The sequence below is a fragment of the Niallia sp. FSL M8-0099 genome (assembly GCF_038006945.1).
Lineage (GTDB): Bacteria > Bacillota > Bacilli > Bacillales > Cytobacillaceae > Niallia > Niallia circulans.
In genome coordinates this window covers 49,317-67,577 of the sequence record NZ_JBBOWF010000001.1, presented here as the reverse complement: position 1 = coordinate 67,577, position 18,261 = coordinate 49,317, and the positions used below count along the sequence as shown (strand labels likewise).

The window sequence follows — 18,261 nt, the reverse complement described above, 5'->3', positions numbered from 1 at the left end:
TAACACATGAAAGAGGCTTCTAAATTACAATTCTATTAAAATAATAAGTCAATCCTTTTAAAATTAGTTTACAAGCCAGCTATTAAATATCGCATATTTTCTAGCATTCTGTAAGTCTAGAAGGGAAAATGACCCTTTGTTACCTTTGTAATAATTCTGTTAATTATTAATATTTACCCTTTTCGAAATTGAATTATATATCCTGTTTGAGCTTTATCATATCCATACACTGAATTCCATTTTCATAGATTTCCTCTTCATAGTGCTGGAGAAAAAAATCTTTCTCAATTCGATCGATTCGAAACCCGCATTTTTGATAGAGAGCAAGTTGTGAAATACTGCTATTCCCAGTCCCTACTTCTATTCTGTTATATCCTAATTTTCTCGCCTCTTCAATCGCGTGCATAACTAACCTTTTCCCTAAGCCTATTCCTTGATAGCTTTCGCCCACAGCAAGATTGATTAATTCTATTGTTTCTTCTTCCATTGGTAATAAAACATAGACACCGATAGTTTGATCCCTATCTTCCGCAATATAGCAAATGCCCTTTTTAAGATATTCTCTGATTAAATGTTCAGATGGGTCTGCTAATAATAATAAATCAAAAGGGGGAGTTTCTCCTTCTCTAAGCTTACGAATCTTCATCAATCGTTCATCCTTTCTATAGACAATGCATCATTTTTTCCGCTTCTTGCCAAGGAACCGTATATCCTGCGCCTTTCGCACAGAAAATAGATGAGGATGTATATGCTGGATCAGCATTTTTATCATAGTCTAGTCCAGCAATCACTTCTTTTTCATTATGACAAGGGTAATAACCCGCAAAGGTAAAGGAAAGCTGACCTTTTCCTTGTGTAAAAGAGGCTAAGATTGTGCTGTATTCCATAAATGTGGCAACGGGAGCCTTGCCGGTAATAATTGCTTTATTATCTATTGTTTCGGGCGTATCAAATGCTCCATGGGCCATTTGAATATCAGCCAGCACTCTGCCCATTTGTTCGATAGCTACTTTTATTTTGAAAGCATAATAAGGCTCTAATAACCGGTTCTGTACTTTTTCTAGTCCTTGGCGCAATGCTCGAAAAGTAGCTTCCCGAAAATCACCGCCGTGTGTATGTTTATTATGGGCTCTCCCTGTTAATAATGTCACTTTTATATCTGTTAAGGGGGAACCAGTCAAAATCCCATGATGATCTCGCTCAAAAAGATGCTGGCAGATGAGATGTTGATTTGCTATAGATAAGTCATCTGTATGGCATCTACTCTCAAATGTAATACCTGTATTTCTTTTTCCTGGCTCTATACGGAGATGTACCTCCGCATAATGACGTAATGGTTCAAAGTGTCCATATCCGACAGTAGCTGTTTCGATTGTTTCTTTATACAAAATTTCCGGTTGACCAAAGTGCACATTTAAAGAAAATCTTTCTAATACTAGCTCCTGAAGAACCTCTAATTGTATTTTCCCCATCACATGCAAGTGAATATCTTGCTGTTTCTCCTCCCATGTTATCTGAAGAGATGGATCCTCTGCTTCTAATATCCGAAAAAGCTTTAGTACCTCTTTTTTATTTACTCCGTCTTCAACTACCACTTTTGAACGAAGCGTTGGTACCAATTCATATACTGCTTTTTCAAGCATTGCTCCGACTCCATCTCCCACAATTGCCTCTGTAAGACCTGTTACAGCAAAAATTTCTCCGGCACCGACTTCATTTACTTGTTGAAATTGTTTTCCATTATATTTACGAATTTGCGTAATTTTCTCTACCATTCCATCTCCATATGGAAGTTCATCTCTGACATGCAGAGTACCACTTATTGCTTTTAGAAAAGTAATTCTTGTTCCACCTTGCTCGTAGCGAATTTTAAATACTCTTCCTGCAAAAGGTTGATCCTTCCTATATATTGTTTTTGTTAATTGATGAAACTGATCGAAAAATTCCTTTATCCCAATATCCTGAAGTGCTGAACCATATCCACAAGGAAAGAGCCGCGACGAAATAATCATTTCTTGGATTTTTTCCATCCACAATATCGGTTGATAGCCATTATCCATATAGTAATCCAAGAGCTCTTCATCCCGCTCTGCAATAAATTCTATTTGCTCTTCCGACATACTGCTATTATCTAAAGAGGAAATATCATATACATCTGTCGTAAATTGGGAACGAATTTCTTCCAGAACACGCGCTGCATCCGCTCCTGTCCGATCTGTTTTATTAATAAAGAAAAATGTAGGAATCTGATGCTTCCTTAATAGATTCCACACCGTTTCGGTATGCCCTTCAATCCCTTCTACCGCACTAATAATCACAATAGCAAAGTCCATTACTTGAATCGCTCTTTCCATTTCTGGAGAAAAATCAATATGTCCAGGAGTATCAATTAAATAATAAGTAGAATCTCCATGTTCAATGATTCCTTGGTCTGCAAAAACCGTAATCCCTCGTTGCTTTTCAATTATATGACTATCTAAAAAGGAATTTTTATGATCTACACGGCCTCGTTTAGTTATACTATTTGTATGATATAGAAGCTGCTCTGAAAAAGTAGTTTTTCCCGCATCAACATGTGCTAATATTCCAATTGTCTTGTTCATTTTGAAAGCGACTCCTGCTTTTTTAGTTTATACCTTTCATTATAGCTGAAATGGCCATAAGGATGGTATAACTACCAGAAAAATCAATTGTAGATCAGCCTCTTTTACTTCTCCAAACAAAGAATGTATCTACTATACAAGCCAGTAAAATTCCTGCTGAATAGCGTATTAAATCCATTAATAGGAAGCCCTTTCCTAGAATTAACGCTCCAATTGTTGTATCTCGAAGCTGATTAAGCCAATCCGCTTGATATAATTGACTGCCTTCGATTCCAAAACTGAATAGTATGCTCAGTATTCCTGCTACAAGGAGGCTTTTTCTGATAAATAGAAACCGACATCCAAAGTAAACCATCATCGCCCAAATCATATCTCCTGCATGAACGGTTATAAAATCAGGAAGATGATTACTAAATGTTCTAGAAGATAGTCCTAATAACATCATAAGTATGGCAGAAACAAAATAGAATAATTTGTACATTTTTTGTCACTCACAATTATATTTTAAAGCTTGATAATCTCTACCCTTCCTTTCCTATCTGTCCCTAAAATAAGAGACCCGATAAACTAATATGGTCTCTTCATTTGAACTATTCAGCTAATTTTCTATTTGTTGTGCCACTTATCCTAAAAATAAATCTAAAATATTGGAACCTTTCGATGCTTGTTTATTATAAAACTCTGAGTACCCACATTTCTTGCAAAAGACAACCGTAAATGTATTATGCTGGATATCCATTAACTTAGATAAACCCGTTCCTGTCATGGCCACATCTTTTGTCCCTATATCTGTTCCACCGCATTTTACACAGCCTTTGCTTTCCATGTTATTACGCTCCTTTTTTGTTATATCTTTGCTTCTGTTTTAACATCTCCTTTATTATTACGAAGTAAAACGATATTTAGTTTCATTTCTAGCGATACAAATAGTATTGAATTATTTTTAAGAGCTTATCTAAATTTTCTTCCGAGACATTTTCACTTAATCGTGCCGCTGCCACAATTGGAATCCATTGAAGGATGTCTTCTTTCGTTAAGCCTGTCTTGCTGCAATATATATGCAAGTATAAATCTGCTAGATCCTGATGATTTTCCGCATAGAGAAGATAAGTTCTGCATACATCTGCCCGAGAATCTCCTGCTCCTGCATCCACCCAATCGATTATCCAAACACTGCCCTCAGCTTTTACAAGATTGAATAAATGCAAATCCCCATGACAAAGCCTTGTTTCCTGCGGCATTGTTTTCAGTTTGTTTAAAAGAAGGGATTTACTTTCTTCGTCTAGAATCTGAGAGTCCACTATTTGTCTTCCCCATTTGTAAGATATCGGCTCAAGTGCTATTCCATCATGCTGGTGAATCTGTTGTTGGATATCAATAGACAAGCTCATATAATATTCAGCTTTCTTTTCGTTTTTAAAGAGAAGCTCCCCCAATGTATTTCCTTTTATATATTCCATTATCAAAACTTGTTTGTTCTCTACCATTGTCACATCTAATACTTTTGGAACAGGTAACCCACAAGCGTGAGCAAACCTTTGTTTCCTTGCTTCCATTTCCGCTTCGGCAGGTGGAAGATAATCTTTATACACTTTCATAATCGTTTTATCATTTACATAAATAGTTGCCGTATTTCCGGTCGCAATGGCTTTCCCAAACTTCAACTTACCCACTCCTTTTTAAGATTCTTCCTCTCGCAAAGATATTATTTTGTTGTCATTTCAAGAGGCTTTTCACACAAAAAACGAACGTTATTTTATTACAAAGTAGGAGTATTAGGAAATAACAGATATTTATCTTAATCCCCAGTGATTTCGGTTCCATAGATAGGAGCTTCCTTTTGAAAAAAACACCTAAAATATTCCATGCATTTGAGCTAGTTCAAACTTCCGGATGAAATTCATACTAATTTATAAAATATTTGCTTCCTATAAAATCGCAAGAAATTATTAATAAAATTCACTAAATTTGTTGCAGAATAATACGCTTAGAAAAAATAAGGAAAATAAATAGCTACTGTTAAAATAAGGGATAGAATAATGAAAATAATCTGTCCTAGAATCACAGAATTCACTTTTAAGGTGAATATCTTAACACTTCCTGTTTCCATTCCCGTCCATCCTTTATTGCCTGCGTTTAATAGATTATTTGTTTGATTTATATTTAGACCAAATAACCAGTACACACCAAAGATAAGTACACTCCCTACTAACACTAAATCTGAAAACCTCCATCCTATTAACTTGGACACAACATAAATAAGTGTTGCCTCTATTAATATGGTTATGATGATAACTATTAGCTTTTTCATATGATTGCCCCCCTATTTTTATCCATTCAACTCTCTTAAAGACTTGAACTATCATAAATAGCTGAAAAATATATGTATACTATTCAAAATTATCACACTAAATATTAATTTTCAAATATTTTGAAAATGAATCTATTTCTACATAATGTAAACCCACTATCGTGCTAGAAATACAAAAAACTTGGCTGGCAAAAATTCGGTTATTACCAATTCATGCCAGCCAAGTTACTATCTCAATTTGTATTTTATAAGTTATTTTAGCTTACTACCCCTGTCTCATCAGCATTCTTCGCTTCAAAATCATTGAGCATTGCACGCACATCATCAGACGATTGTGTACTCATTAATTGATTTCTCAATTCACTTGCCCCTCTAAATCCTTTCACATAAATCTTAAAAAAACGGTGAAGGGCTTTAAAAGATCGGGTTTCTAATTCCTGTGAATATTTGTCATGAAGATCAAGATGTAATCGTAATAGATCAAGCAGTTCTTTACTGCTATGCTCTTTCGGTTCTTTTTCAAAGGCAAATGGATTTTTAAAAATACCGCGCCCTATCATAACACCATCCACTCCATATTTCTCAGCCAGCTCCAAGCCATTTTGACGATCAGGAATATCACCGTTAATCGTTAAAAGTGTATTTGGTGCCACACGGTCACGAAGTTTTTTGATTTCCGGAATCAATTCCCAATGTGCATCCACTTGACTCATTTCTTTTCTTGTACGCAGATGTATCGAAAGATTCGCGATATCTTGTTCCAAGATATGTGTTAACCAGTCTTGCCATTCCTCTATCTCCGTATAACCAAGTCTTGTCTTAACACTGACAGGCAGTCCACCTGCTTTTGCTGCTTGTACAATTTCCGCAGCAACCTCTGGACGGAGGATAAGTCCGCTTCCCTTCCCTTTTGCTGCGACATTAGGAACTGGACAGCCCATATTGATATCGATTCCCTTAAAACCTAGCTTTGCCATGCCTATACTCATTTGTCGAAAATATTCAGGCTTGTCTCCCCAAATATGTGCAACCATTGGCTGTTCATCTTCTGTAAAAGTCAAACGTCCACGTACACTCTGTGTTCCCTCGGGATGACAATAACTCTCCGTGTTAGTGAACTCCGTAAAAAACACATCCGGTCTAGCCGCCTCACTGACTACATGACGAAAAACAACATCCGTCACATCTTCCATCGGTGCTAATACAAAAAATGGCCGTGGTAATTCCCGCCAAAAATTATCTATCATATAAAACTCAGTTCCTTTCATATAGATCCAATATTAAACTTCTCGTCTCACAATTAAAACGAAAAATATCCCTGCCTACTTGACCCTTTTCGTCTCAACAAGTTATATCATCGATTACTTAAATCGAAAATTTATCATTTATTAGTAAAACCTTTTAAAATTATACCGTCTTCTATATTAAAAGGCTTTAATTCCTCTGTCAAATCAGTATATCTCTTGCCTGTTATAAGTCCCCCTCAGTATTGGAAAAAACTAAAGATCTCTTCTTATCTGATTAGCATTTCCCTTTAAACTAATGATATAGACAAAATCATTTTTCTTGTAAAGGTCTAGAATTTCCATCTTTTTCATATTTAGAATAAGAAGTGTTTTTCCAATGTAGCAGTTTTACACCAATTTCCAGGAAATTCTTTTGTGCTTCTCTTAAGGATTCTTGATTGGCGCCTCCGGCTAAATCTGGTTCATCTGCTTGTAAACTATCATCCTCCCATTTACAAACAACATATATTTCCCAATCATTACGTTCACTTAACGTTTTTATATCCACAACAAGGACAAGCAACTATTTCTGTATACAAAATCCCACCAACTTTTCATTTTGTTTGTCTTTCAATATATCCATTTCTTACACCCACTAAAATCTGTGGACGCTGACTCTGTGGATAAATTTTAATTCTTGATGATCAAAACATTTTCTTCTATTCGCTTTCTTTGTATAATAAAATATATCAATATGCCTCTGTAGCTATAGAAGGGAAGAGCGCCGGAAAACATTGTTGGTACCGGGTCGCAAGGCAAGGGTTTCAGAAGCACCGAAAAGCAAAAAAGCTGAGGCAGGTGAAATTCCTAGCCGGTGAAAGTCCGTAGGGAAGCGTGTTCCCCCTAGCCTATGCTTACGAAAGGAGTGCGGGTTCGAATCCCGTCAGAGGCATCCTATTTTCCTCTTTCTTACCACCAACCGTATCACTAGTTAATAATCCAAAGGATGATGGTATCTGTGTTTAAATCTGAATTTGCTAGCTTGATTACCAATCTAGTATGTTATATAATCCCTCTTATTTTCCTTTTCCACTCCTCAACTCTTGGTACTTGATTTAAGGTGGTCGCCATGCTCGCATTTTCCCTCAGAGCAGCGTATGACATCGCAAAGTACCGTAGAAATAAATCTCATGATTCTTAACAGCTTTCTTGATGAAAAATCTACTAAAATATACCTATTATCACAATTAATCAAGGAATAAATACCTGATTGTCAGCCACTTCTTTTTCCCTGTTTTTAACAATTTTCCCATTATCCATTTACTTTAAGACGACTTAATTTTAAACTAAAAAAAAAGTCTGATTGAGGTGGTTTCCTTGAAATTTAAATCAATAATCTGTTTCCTTAGACGAAATCATAAGTTTAGCTATTATTCAAATAGCTGTATTAGATGCGGGAAAAAAAAATCTCAATAGGATTCTGCTTCCTCACTCTCCCAACTGATGGTAGGAGAGTGATAATCTAATCCAAAATGATAATCTGGCGCTCTTTCATAAATCCCAGCCTAATTCTTCTCCATATACATACAATCACCCAATATGCAGCTATTCTCGAATATCCATATCTCTTAACTCAGATTGGTATTAACCAAAACTCCCACGCGAAATATTGCTTCCACTCCACACTGCGCCCTCCAAAGAATCGCATATGTGCAAATTTCCGATGAATTATTCTTTGAAACCTTGCAATTTCTCAAAATATCCAATTGAATCGAAATGCAAAGAAAATTCTTTAAATAAAACCCTTTCATATATAGTAATGCAGATGCCCTCTATGTTTTATTGGAAGGTATCTGCATTTACTTATACACTTCAAGTTACTCACTTATATTATGGTTGATCAGAATAATTGAATAAAATAAAGGAAAGTATAACTCTTTAGCTAATAATTAAATGACGAGTAATTTTAGGAGGTTTAAAATGGGTAAATTCACACCACATGTAGCAACCTTGGAAATTCCTGTTTCGAATTTAAAAAAATCACTAGATTGGTATTTAGCTATCTTTGACTTAAAAGTTCATCATCAGGATAGTGTTACTGCTATGCTCACATTTGAATCTAAAGGTGTACCAACAATCTACTTGGTCGAAACTGAGGAGTTAAACAAGCTATCATTCAAAAATTCAGTTACAAAAACATACATAGCATAATAGACTTCTTCGCTCCTTCATTAGCCGAGTTTCATAGTTGGCTTAAAGAGAAAAATGTAGTTGTTGGTACACTGAATATTGATCCTAACCATGGCTTTGGAGGTTTTAGTTTTAAAGATACTGACGGAAATTTACTTGGTGTAACAAATGTGTTGCATTCTAAGCAATAAATAACTACACACAGATTTTCGTGCCATGCAATCCAACTTTATAAGAAAAGCTGGATTGCAAATCCCACTATTTTAACTTCTAATTGTTATATCTCCCCTACTACTTCTTCTGATGTCTGAATCCCAAATACATAATCGAAAAAATATTTAATTCCCCAGCAATTATTGAAAGTCATATTCAGAGAAACACTTGAATCATAGATTTAGAAGATTCTTTTGTATTATTCAGTTCAATTTTATTATTCTGTTAGATGAAAGTAATTTTTCGTGGAAACCTTATACCATCTTATTGTTTCATAATGATCTATCACAAATTAATCAAGTTTTTTTCAAGTTGTAGAAAATACTAAAAATGGATGGGCAATAGAGCGGAAAGAAACCTGGGGAATTAAGTGAAAATGGATGAAAGCATTGCAAGACAAAATAAAAATAGTCCTTCGTTCAACTACGAGGACCCTAGAATTTAATGAAGTAATAAAGTTTCTAATGTTTGCCAAAATTTATTCTTATAACCTTAGACATACCGACGCAACTAGTAAGAAATGGGAAGAATCCAAGGAGTACTTATTAGGAAATGCAGCATCTCACTCAATCCAAAAACTAGAGTTGAACCTCTTAGGAATTTCATAAAAAAGGTTTTACAAGGTATGTCGTCATTTTGTACATACCTTGCTTAAAAAGCCTGTTATACCAACGTTAACCTCGCCACTGCCTCCACATGCATCGTTTGAGGAAACATATCCACAGGCTGTACTTCTTCTGTCTTATAGCCACCATCCTCTAATATGCGAAGATCACGAGCTAAAGTCGCTGGATTACAGGACACATAGACCACTTTCTTTGGCTTCATATCAAGAATTGTTTGCAGTAATGCTTCATCACAGCCTTTTCTAGGTGGATCTACTACTAAAACATCCGCTTCATTGCCTTCTTTATACCAGTTGGGGATAACTACTTCTGCTTCTCCCACTGCAAAATCGACATTGTGGATATCATTTAAAACAGCGTTATTTCTTGCATCTTCAATTGCTTGTGGGACAATTTCGACTCCAAATACTTTACGTGCCTTTTTTGCCAAAAATAAAGAAATCGTGCCAATTCCACAATAGGCATCAATTACTTTCTCTTCTCCACTTAAATCAGCATAGTCCAAAGCTTTCTCATAAAGCACCTTTGTTTGTTCCGGGTTTACTTGATAAAAAGAACGAGCTGAAATAGCAAACCTTATATCGCCAATATAATCCGTAATCGTCTCCTCTCCCCAAAGTACACGAGTAGCATCTCCCATTATCACATTTGTTTTTTTGTTATTCACATTGTGGATAATCGATTTAATATTTGGCACTTTTTGAACAATTTCATCAACAATTGCTTTGCGATTGGGGATATCCTGTGTACGGGTAATTAAGACAATCATGATTTCCTTCGTAACCAGCCCTCTTCTTACCATAATATGGCGTAAATCTCCCTTATGACGTGCTTCGTCATATGCGCGGACTCCATATCTTGAACAAATATCTTTTACTGTATTTACGACATAATCATTTTCTTCTTGTTGAATGAGGCATTGTTCCATGTTAATAATTTGATGAGAGCGTTGTTGATAAAATCCTCCAATGAGACCACCTTCTTGTTCTCCAATTGGCACTTGGGATTTATTACGATAACGCCAAGGGTTTTCCATCCCCAATGTTGGATGTACAATCGTTTTGATTTTTCCAATTCGTTCTAACACATCCTTCACATGTTTATGCTTTGTTTTCAATTGTCCTTCATAGCTTAAATGCTGTAATTGACAACCGCCGCATTCCTTGTAAATAAGGCATGGGGCTTCCACACGATAGGGACTTCTTTCTTTAATCTCTAGGAGGCGGCCAAAACCGTAATTCTTATTTGTTTTAATTACTTTTACAGTTGCTTTTTCACCTGGAAGTCCATTGGGGATAAAGAGGGGATAACCATCTATCTTTGCCACACCTGAACCTTCATGGGTTAAATCTTCAAAAACTATATCTATTATATCGTTCTTTTGAACGGGTAATGTTTTACTCATTATCGTCTTCCTTTACGTCGAGATTTCCGAAAAAAACAAGCGTGGTAATTGTATCATATTATGAGGAAAGCGTCATTGGTCTATGCATAATCTTTAATTATTATCCAAAACAAAAAGTGAGAGGATTCTTCCTCTCACTCCTTGTTATTGTCTGTTTGTAACTTCTCTTTATAATCCTTGATATCTGGTCGGTCTTCATCACGAATCGCTTCAAGCGGCACAAATAACTCAAAGTGACGATATAAATTAATAAATTCAGCTGGCAGTAATCCGCCAAATTCTCCATCAAGATTTACTTGTACTTTCTCATCTGAGCTGACCTTTATATGGTTCGCATTCGTATAAATGACATTAGGATCATTTATATGTTCACCTCGTAAAGCAAGGGACGCAATTCGAATAAATTCTGCAAGGTTTGCCTTTTTTAAGATCAATAGAGAGAATAACCCATCATTAATGGATGCGCCAGGGGCTAACTTTTCAAAACCGCCAACAGAATTAGTCAGGCCTACAAGAAACAACATCGCTTCTCCATCAAATAACTTGCCGTCATACTCGATTCTGACATGCGAAGCTTTAATGAAAGGCAGCATTTCGATTCCTTTTAAATAGTATGCTAACTGTCCAAGCATGGTTTTCAATTTACTAGGAACTTCATAAGAAATTTCTGTTAAATGCCCGCCGCCGCTAATATTAATGAAGTATTTGTCATTCATTCTTCCAATATCAATCGGAATGGTATCGCCTTTTGCGATAACATCTACTGCACCTATGACATCTCTGGGAATATGCAATGCTCTTGCGAAGTCATTTGTCGTTCCTACTGGAATAATTCCAAGCTTTGGACGATATTCCTGTTCTGCCATTCCGTTAACAACTTCATTAATCGTTCCATCACCGCCTGCAGCAATGACGAGATCAAATCGTCTTTCTACGGCTACTCTCGCTGCATATGTTGCGTCCTCTGGTCCAGTCGTTGCATGGCAGGAAGTTTCATACCCTGCCTCTTCTAATCTTTTTAGCACCTCTGGTAAATGTCTTTTAAAAGCTTCCCGACCTGAAGTAGGATTATATATTATTCTTGCCCTTTTCATGTTCATCATCCTATAATCAAGATTCATTTTTTTCCATAACCAATAACATCATCATATACGATACTACTTGCTTAGGCAATGTTTAACTCTAGTTATTACCATGATATGTAACTTTTTCATGCTAAGTGTCCATGTTTCAAGCATCTTCCCACATTATAACCCAATCTATTAGTTCATCATACTTTTCTCATTCTTATTCCTGTTTTTTTCTATTAATCAAACGTTTGATTAACTTTTTTTCGCCCTTCCTTGCAGCTATTCATCCTTTCTAGAGGAATTCTGACAAAATAGAAAGACAGAAAATCGCTAGACAATGCCTTATTCAAAAAGAAAGATCTTCCTCAAATTAATCATCTGATTCCAATCTTTCCTCCTTATATTAATGATTTGTTATATCTAACGTACCACTATCAAAAATGTGAATGGATGAGCCCCCCTTCCCTTTTTGCAAAAATGCAGTAGTTATTTCTTCTACATGCTTCTCTTCTTTATTTGGAAATTCCCAATCCTCCTGTTCCCGATTGTTAATGAGTGTATCATCTACGGAGACTTTCACATTTTTTGTTTCATCTAATATTAAATCAATTTGCGGAACATTATTAATTGTCCAATTGTTTTTTAAATCACGCGGATTTACTGTAATGTCATTTTGCAAATCAACAATATCTAACTTTTTGCTCGTTGGAACAAGAATAGTAGTATTCATAGAAGCATAGTCCTTGTAAAATTCAGAAACACGATATGGCAATTGCTTTAAACGGATAAATAACGTATCACCCTTTTGCGATACAAGCAGATAATCTTCCGGCTTTAAAACATCCTTCTTCTTCGATTGAACAGCTCGATAGGTTCCAAATAGAGAAAGGACATCATCGTTTGTTCCTTCAATCGTAATTGGATTTTGCTGATTGTCAGATTCAATGACAATTCTTTTAATATCATCCTTCATTGCATAATTAAATTCAGGTAAATCACTTGTTACTTCCTCTCTTTTTAACCCTTGTTCCACTATATCCATAATCCCTGATGATTGGAGAAATACCATCGCAATCCCAGCTGACCCAATTATTCCAACTATAATTATACTGAAAAGATCAAAGCTTAAATATGGTTTCTCTTGTTTAGAGGAAAACAAGTACAATAAAATTTCTATTCCAAGAATAACTAAAATAATTGGCCACCAAACTTTTAAAACAGTCACTATTTTCCAATCAAAAAACTGCGTAAATAATAGAAATACACCAAGAAATACTAATGATAAGCCCATCGAAAAAGTGCCCACTCGCCATGTTCGCATTCTCTTCTCTCCTTATGTAAGGCCTTAGCTATTTGAAACAGCTTCAAAAAAACCGAGGCCGTAATCTCTCTTTCCATAAACCACTTAGACTTTTTTCTTCTTCGTTCCTTTTAATAGATGAATACCACCGATAATAAGAACTAGACATACGATTCCTGTCTGGAAATATTGATAAAAGAAAAAGCGTAAATCCACATTGATTACATTTTGGATAATAGGTGAAAAGATCGGTAAAATAATATTAATCATTAAATAATATAAACCAATTACTAATAGACCAATTCCAAACCATTTTTGGTAGTTAATCAAATAAGCAATTACAGGGGTATCCTCTAACTCCTCTTCTCCAACTCTCGATGCCTTTTGTAATCCATCAAAAAAGCTGTAGAACCAAATAATCGGAATAACGAATAAAAATAGTCCTAACCTTAATTCATTAAGAATAAAAATAGAGAACAAGAATGCAGCCATTAGCTGAATCCCTCTTTGCTGTAATCCTAAATATAAATGCCCTGCTCCAGGAAACACAGATAAGAAGGTCGCAATAAATTTGCTTTTCTTTCCCTCTTCTCTGTTCTTTTCAAAGTCTTGAAAAATTGTAATATCTTCTAATGCTTCGCCCTTTAGTTTTTTATTAAACTGCTGAGAAACGTCGTAAAACCCATAAACCCAGATAACTGGCAAAATCGCTAAAAACAGAAGGAACTCGTTTGTATAGGTCAGAAACGCGATAAATATAATCATAATTCCTAAGCCTAAAAATGTCGTTAAAAGGGTTATTCCTCGGTAAACTAATCCTAGCTGGATATGCCCCAATCCAGGGACAAACGATAAAACAATCGTATAAAACCGCTCAGACTCCGTTGTTTTTGCTAATATAGGCGCAGTCTCCCCAGTTTCAGAATCCGCAGCAAAACTGACTCGTTTCTTTAAATAGCTGCTGGTCGTAATTAATGTGTCGATAAAACTAATGCAGTAGATAATAAAACCAATAAAAACTACTATAAATGTTAACTCATTGAAGTATCCTGAACTAAATATCACAATAGACATAAACGCTAGTCCAAATACTGCTAGCCCGTAAAAAAAGCCTCGCAGTTTTTTTCCAATATAGAACAGGCCGCCACCTGGAAAAAATGCTAAGATTGTCGCAACAATCGGGTTTTTCATTTTTTAACTTCCTCCTTCTTACTACCATCAAATGAATCCATCCAGGCAAATGTCTTATCCACTAAGCCACCTGATTTCGGCTCATTTTTTAAAGATACTTCCGTTTTTTGAATTGTTTCTGTATGTTTTACAATGGACTGAAAAAATCCTGCCGACATGAGAATCAAAGTAAGACTCGCGGCAATTGCATAATGGAATATGGATGACTGATAAAAAGGCCGTTTCTTTTCTTCTATTGTTTTTATCTCCATATTTTCATAGGATATTTTTTGCATAATATCATTCATAAAAGCTGCTTCATCTGAAATTGAAGGAAGGGTCTCCTCTTGCTTGTCTACTGCATCTATATATAATTCTAAGCATTGATCGCATGTATACAAATGATCTTCAAGCAGTGATCTTTCCTTCTCACTTAGTTCATCTTTTACATACTTCATCCAATAATCTTTAGAATAATGTGCGGTCATAAAAATTCTTCCTCCTTCCAATGCGTTTTGATCCAGAGTCTTGCGCGATACAACTTCGTTTCAATTGTTTTCACTTGAACATTTTGTTCTGCTGCCATTTCTTGATAACTTTTTTCTTGAATGTAAAAACCATAAATGACGTCCCTGTAATTAGCGGGGACTTCCTCCAGTCTTTTCTGCACAAGTCTTTGTCGTTCCCGCCTCAACACTTCTAATTCTACATCATCGGTCTGAGAGCCTCCTATATGGGATTCCAGTTCTTCTGCCATCTCTTCTTTTCTTCTTTGTTTTTTTCTTCTCATATCAATAGCATGATTGATAGCAATTCTTGTTATCCATGTTTTAAATCCTTGATTCTCATATTTGGGGAGAGAGGTATAGATTTTAATAAACACTTCTTGTGTAGCATCTTCCGCTTCTTTTTGGTCCTTTAAAACGCTGTATATCGAACGAAACAAGTAATCTCGATGCTTTTCCACTAACAAACGAAATGCGTGATCATTTCCTGCTTTTATCTTTTCAATTAATACTTGATCACTAATGGCCTCTCCCCCCTTTCCTGCCATTCTATATAATAGACGGTACTGGATTGTCATACCCCTACAGTTTTTTATTTTTTTCATAATTATGGACTCTCTTTTGTAATAGTATCATTATTACATGAAACTTTTTAGCCTTACTTTCGTATTTCATCTATAGCAAATTATCAAAAGGAGAATGTGCATGCATTATTTATTTGCATTACTAGCTTTAACACTGAATCCATTTATATGGAAAAGTCATTTTAATAAAAAAAGATTTCTTGTCTTTCAAATTACTCGCTTGTTCGCTGGGATTCTTATCATATTTTGTCTTGATTATTTTCAACTAATTGATCATTCTTTACAGGCTCTCTTTAAATTCGGCTCTATTTTCCTTGCCTTTTTCTTACTCTTAGACTTACTATTTGGAAAGGTAAAGGGATACAGAATAACTGGAATTTTATTCTTGTATTTTGTTTTATTCAGCCTGTATGTCCAATTTATTTATCCTTTAACGATTACTGGAGATAAATATCAGTTTGTTCAGGAAAAAACAACCGTTATTGATAAAGAAGCTGTTTCCACAAATGAAAAGCATATTGTCGTTGTTCCTGAAAGCTACGCACGCTATCGAAGTGAGAAAAAACTTGGAGAGGTTTCTCATCCTTCCTATTACGATTTAGGAACCTCTACCTTGCAAAAAATTGATGATCATCTGTATTGGGTAACACCGATTGAATATACCGGCTTCTTCAAATGGATCAAAGGGGAGGATGTACCTGGTTTTATTAAAATGAGCGCAGAGGATGAAAATGAGGATGCCATTTTGGTTAAATCATCCATGAAATATGTGCCCTCTGCATTCTTCCAAAAAGACTTAAAAAGATTAGTAAGAAGTAAGCATAAAGATACAATTTTACTTGAAGCCAGCTTTGAGCCAGACGATAATGATAAACCATATTATGTCGTGCCGTATGGTCAGTACAATAAATTCCGTGAGATAGTAGATATTAAAGGAATATATATTATTGACCCTGCCACTGGGGAAATAAAGGATTATGGAATGGACAATATACCTGATTTTATTGATCATGTCATTCCTACAAGTGTGGCGGAAGATTGGAATGAATGGTATGGTAAATATATTCATGGCTTCTGGAATACACTATTCGCAAAAGAAGATATGAAACTACCAACTGCTTGGGAAGATATGAATGAAGTAAATGGTGTTTTTAATGAAGACTTACAATTGCATTGGTTTACCGACTTCACACGTCCAAAATCAGATAGTGGAAGCATGGTCGGCTATTCGATGCTTAATGCTCGTACTGGTGCTCTTACCTTCTACACAGAGGCAAATGGATCTTTAAATGGAAAATCCGCCATAAATGTTGCAGAGAAAACCTTCCGTGCTCAAAAATATGAGGCTGGCACTCCGCTGCTCTATACGATTTATGGTCAGTTCACATGGGTTGTTCCGCTCATGGACAGCAATCATGTACTAAGAGAAATTATGTTAATCAACGCCAAGGATGAAAAAGTTTATAGTTATCATACAGAAAAAACAAAGCTGTTTAATGATTATAAATATGCGCTTGTCACCTTATTAAAGAATGATAAAACAGTTCCTAACAATATCGCGGACAAAAAAACAATCACTGGCACTGTCGACTATGTATATAAGGCAGAAGTAGAAAATAGCACGATTGTTAAATTTATGTTAGAAGGAAATAAAACCATTTTCCAAGTTTCATCAAATGATTTCCCATATAGTATTTTCCTAGAAAAGGGTATGCAGCTAACCGTAGATTATGTGGATACAGAAGAAATGATTGTTACGGTTGAAAAATTAAAAATTAGCAATCAAGAATTAAATTAATTAAAAGTTTTTCCGATGCAAGAACCTAAAAAGACTGGAACTTAACAAAAAAATAGTATCTATTGTTTATAATATAGGGAGAAGGGAACAAACTTCTCCCTCTTTCTGCATAGAATAAAAGAGGAGAACAAAGATAGTGTTTTAAACTAGTAAACTTCATTTATAGGAAAGGAGTAATGTATTTGCTTATTCTACTACTAGCTTCCTACTTAATTGGTTCTTTTCCGACCGCCTTAATTATCGGTAAAGTTTTTTATGGCATTGATATTCGGAAACATGGAAGCAATAATCCAGGAGCGACTAATTCTATTCGCGTATTAGGCAAAAAAGCCGGAATTGCTGTTCTTCTGCTCGATGTTGGAAAAGGAGCACTCGCTGCAAGTCTGCCCTACTTATTAATGGTAGATGTTAATCCCTTGTATACTGGATTAATAGCTGTTATTGGTCATTGTTTTCCAATCTTTGCAGGTTTTCGCGGCGGAAAGGCGATCGCTACAACTGCCGGCACCTTACTCATTGCTAATCCTGCTCTATTTTTGATTTCCTATTTTGCTTTCTTTGCTGTTATATTTATTACAAAATATGTGTTTCTTGGTAGTATTTCTGTTGGAATAACCATTTTCTTATATGCACTATTTTCACCCGATATCCAGCATGACTGGCTCTTTTTCTTGTATTTATTACTATTAATCTTTTTACATCGCTCTAATATTATAAATTTTATTCATCACAAAGAACCTAAAGTAAATGATAAAAACATAAAAAAGGATCGAATTAACCCGAAGAAGATTGTCTAATCCCCTTCTTTGGACAAGCTTTTTAAAAAAATTGTTGATTATGAACTTTTCCTAGGAAATACTGTCGAATGATTGGCAATCAAATAAGGGAGTTGCTCTTTGGAGAGCAGCTCCTTTATTTTGTAGTTTTTTGGTGGTGGGGAGTGCTTGCTGGGATGATGTGGTTTGGCTGATTCTCCTTCTGCTTTGGCTGATTTCCCACTCACTTTGGCTGATTTCCTCCTCGCTTTGGCTGATTCCCCACTCACTTTGGCTGATTCCCCACGTTTGGCTGATTCCCCACTCACTTTGGCTGATTCTCCACTCGCTTTGGCTGATTTCCTCTTCGCTTTGGCTGATTTCCTCCACACTCAGCTGCCATTTAACATCAGCTATTATAGAAATCTACTTAATCCCACCTTTATAATGCGATTTTTGTCATACTATCCTCCTTTCTCCATAAAAAAAGCTGCCAACAAAGAA

General features: G+C 35.6%; 18 protein-coding genes. 3 read left to right on the top strand and 15 right to left on the bottom strand.

Features of this window, described 5'->3' with window-relative positions:
* Window positions 1-193: 193 nt before the first annotated feature.
* From NSQ92_RS00295 to NSQ92_RS00260, 8 genes are all read right to left on the bottom strand, one after another.
* Entirely contained in the window at window positions 194-646 is a 453-nt protein-coding gene (locus NSQ92_RS00295) for a GNAT family N-acetyltransferase (protein ID WP_061800843.1), read from the bottom strand.
* 16 nt (window positions 647-662) lie between these two features.
* Complete coding sequence (locus NSQ92_RS00290) at window positions 663-2,603, bottom strand: elongation factor G (protein ID WP_061800844.1); 1,941 nt, start codon at window positions 2,601-2,603, stop codon at window positions 663-665.
* A gap of 94 nt (window positions 2,604-2,697) precedes the next feature.
* On the bottom strand, window positions 2,698-3,084 hold the full coding sequence (locus NSQ92_RS00285) for a ribosomal maturation YjgA family protein (RefSeq protein ID WP_341152224.1): 387 nt from the start codon (window positions 3,082-3,084) through the stop codon (window positions 2,698-2,700).
* Window positions 3,085-3,225: 141 nt separating this feature from the next.
* A complete protein-coding gene (locus NSQ92_RS00280; protein ID WP_047941808.1) occupies window positions 3,226-3,429 on the bottom strand; it encodes a zinc ribbon domain-containing protein in 204 nt (67 codons plus the stop codon).
* 88 nt (window positions 3,430-3,517) lie between these two features.
* Window positions 3,518-4,276 carry a phosphotransferase family protein gene (locus NSQ92_RS00275; RefSeq protein ID WP_341152223.1) on the bottom strand — a complete coding sequence of 253 codons (759 nt, stop codon included), beginning with the start codon at window positions 4,274-4,276 and terminating at the stop codon, window positions 3,518-3,520.
* A 314-nt stretch (window positions 4,277-4,590) separates the two neighbouring features.
* Window positions 4,591-4,914 (bottom strand): hypothetical protein, encoded by a 324-nt coding sequence (locus NSQ92_RS00270; protein ID WP_047941810.1) that lies wholly within the window; start codon window positions 4,912-4,914, stop codon window positions 4,591-4,593.
* A gap of 257 nt (window positions 4,915-5,171) precedes the next feature.
* Complete coding sequence (locus NSQ92_RS00265) at window positions 5,172-6,182, bottom strand: tRNA dihydrouridine synthase (RefSeq protein WP_341152222.1); 1,011 nt, start codon at window positions 6,180-6,182, stop codon at window positions 5,172-5,174.
* A 289-nt stretch (window positions 6,183-6,471) separates the two neighbouring features.
* Window positions 6,472-6,708, bottom strand: coding sequence for a CPCC family cysteine-rich protein (locus NSQ92_RS00260; RefSeq protein WP_341152221.1), 237 nt, complete (start codon window positions 6,706-6,708; stop codon window positions 6,472-6,474).
* A gap of 1,412 nt (window positions 6,709-8,120) precedes the next feature.
* Here NSQ92_RS00260 and NSQ92_RS00255 point away from each other — a divergent pair.
* The gene (locus NSQ92_RS00255) at window positions 8,121-8,351 is read left to right on the top strand and encodes a VOC family protein (RefSeq protein ID WP_321198311.1); all 231 of its coding nucleotides are present in this window, start codon (window positions 8,121-8,123) and stop codon (window positions 8,349-8,351) included.
* Window positions 8,352-9,206: 855 nt separating this feature from the next.
* Here the strand turns inward: NSQ92_RS00255 and rlmD are convergent.
* From rlmD to NSQ92_RS00225, 6 genes are all read right to left on the bottom strand, one after another.
* A complete protein-coding gene (gene rlmD, locus NSQ92_RS00250) occupies window positions 9,207-10,574 on the bottom strand; it encodes a 23S rRNA (uracil(1939)-C(5))-methyltransferase RlmD (RefSeq protein WP_341152220.1) in 1,368 nt (455 codons plus the stop codon).
* 134 nt (window positions 10,575-10,708) lie between these two features.
* Window positions 10,709-11,668, bottom strand: coding sequence for a diacylglycerol kinase (locus tag NSQ92_RS00245; RefSeq protein WP_061800894.1), 960 nt, complete (start codon window positions 11,666-11,668; stop codon window positions 10,709-10,711).
* Between the two features lie 379 nt (window positions 11,669-12,047).
* Complete coding sequence (locus NSQ92_RS00240) at window positions 12,048-12,965, bottom strand: hypothetical protein (protein WP_061800895.1); 918 nt, start codon at window positions 12,963-12,965, stop codon at window positions 12,048-12,050.
* 84 nt (window positions 12,966-13,049) lie between these two features.
* Window positions 13,050-14,135: a hypothetical protein gene (locus NSQ92_RS00235; RefSeq protein WP_341152219.1), complete on the bottom strand. Its 1,086-nt coding sequence runs from the start codon at window positions 14,133-14,135 to the stop codon at window positions 13,050-13,052.
* Window positions 14,132-14,602 carry an anti-sigma factor family protein gene (locus NSQ92_RS00230; RefSeq protein ID WP_047944991.1) on the bottom strand — a complete coding sequence of 157 codons (471 nt, stop codon included), beginning with the start codon at window positions 14,600-14,602 and terminating at the stop codon, window positions 14,132-14,134. Before NSQ92_RS00230 ends, NSQ92_RS00235 begins: the two co-directional genes overlap by 4 nt.
* The gene (locus NSQ92_RS00225) at window positions 14,599-15,225 is read right to left on the bottom strand and encodes an RNA polymerase sigma factor (protein ID WP_309325827.1); all 627 of its coding nucleotides are present in this window, start codon (window positions 15,223-15,225) and stop codon (window positions 14,599-14,601) included. The genes NSQ92_RS00230 and NSQ92_RS00225 overlap by 4 nt, the downstream gene beginning before the upstream one ends.
* Window positions 15,226-15,325: 100 nt before the next feature.
* Between NSQ92_RS00225 and NSQ92_RS00220 the strand changes: the two genes are divergently transcribed.
* Both NSQ92_RS00220 and plsY read left to right on the top strand, forming a co-directional pair.
* Complete coding sequence (locus NSQ92_RS00220) at window positions 15,326-17,002, top strand: hypothetical protein (protein ID WP_047944993.1); 1,677 nt, start codon at window positions 15,326-15,328, stop codon at window positions 17,000-17,002.
* A gap of 176 nt (window positions 17,003-17,178) precedes the next feature.
* A complete protein-coding gene (gene plsY / locus NSQ92_RS00215) occupies window positions 17,179-17,799 on the top strand; it encodes a glycerol-3-phosphate 1-O-acyltransferase PlsY (RefSeq protein WP_047944994.1) in 621 nt (206 codons plus the stop codon).
* Window positions 17,800-17,850: 51 nt separating this feature from the next.
* Here the strand turns inward: plsY and NSQ92_RS00210 are convergent, their stop codons facing one another.
* On the bottom strand, window positions 17,851-18,147 hold the full coding sequence (locus NSQ92_RS00210; protein ID WP_341152218.1) for a hypothetical protein: 297 nt from the start codon (window positions 18,145-18,147) through the stop codon (window positions 17,851-17,853).
* Between the last annotated feature and the right edge of the window lie 114 nt (window positions 18,148-18,261).

Coding starts and splice junctions, on each gene's coding strand:
- NSQ92_RS00270 (WP_047941810.1), bottom strand. CDS start 4,914: ATGAAAAAGCTAATAGTTATCATCATAACCATATTAATAGAGGCAACA.
- NSQ92_RS00230 (WP_047944991.1), bottom strand. CDS start 14,602: ATGACCGCACATTATTCTAAAGATTATTGGATGAAGTATGTAAAAGAT.
- NSQ92_RS00265 (WP_341152222.1), bottom strand. CDS start 6,182: ATGAAAGGAACTGAGTTTTATATGATAGATAATTTTTGGCGGGAATTA.
- NSQ92_RS00295 (WP_061800843.1), bottom strand. CDS start 646: ATGAAGATTCGTAAGCTTAGAGAAGGAGAAACTCCCCCTTTTGATTTA.
- NSQ92_RS00290 (WP_061800844.1), bottom strand. CDS start 2,603: ATGAACAAGACAATTGGAATATTAGCACATGTTGATGCGGGAAAAACT.
- NSQ92_RS00255 (WP_321198311.1), top strand. CDS start 8,121: ATGGGTAAATTCACACCACATGTAGCAACCTTGGAAATTCCTGTTTCG.
- NSQ92_RS00220 (WP_047944993.1), top strand. CDS start 15,326: ATGCATTATTTATTTGCATTACTAGCTTTAACACTGAATCCATTTATA.
- NSQ92_RS00280 (WP_047941808.1), bottom strand. CDS start 3,429: ATGGAAAGCAAAGGCTGTGTAAAATGCGGTGGAACAGATATAGGGACA.
- NSQ92_RS00235 (WP_341152219.1), bottom strand. CDS start 14,135: ATGAAAAACCCGATTGTTGCGACAATCTTAGCATTTTTTCCAGGTGGC.
- plsY (WP_047944994.1), top strand. CDS start 17,179: ATGTATTTGCTTATTCTACTACTAGCTTCCTACTTAATTGGTTCTTTT.
- rlmD (WP_341152220.1), bottom strand. CDS start 10,574: ATGAGTAAAACATTACCCGTTCAAAAGAACGATATAATAGATATAGTT.
- NSQ92_RS00285 (WP_341152224.1), bottom strand. CDS start 3,084: ATGTACAAATTATTCTATTTTGTTTCTGCCATACTTATGATGTTATTA.
- NSQ92_RS00225 (WP_309325827.1), bottom strand. CDS start 15,225: ATGAAAAAAATAAAAAACTGTAGGGGTATGACAATCCAGTACCGTCTA.
- NSQ92_RS00245 (WP_061800894.1), bottom strand. CDS start 11,668: ATGAAAAGGGCAAGAATAATATATAATCCTACTTCAGGTCGGGAAGCT.
- NSQ92_RS00240 (WP_061800895.1), bottom strand. CDS start 12,965: ATGCGAACATGGCGAGTGGGCACTTTTTCGATGGGCTTATCATTAGTA.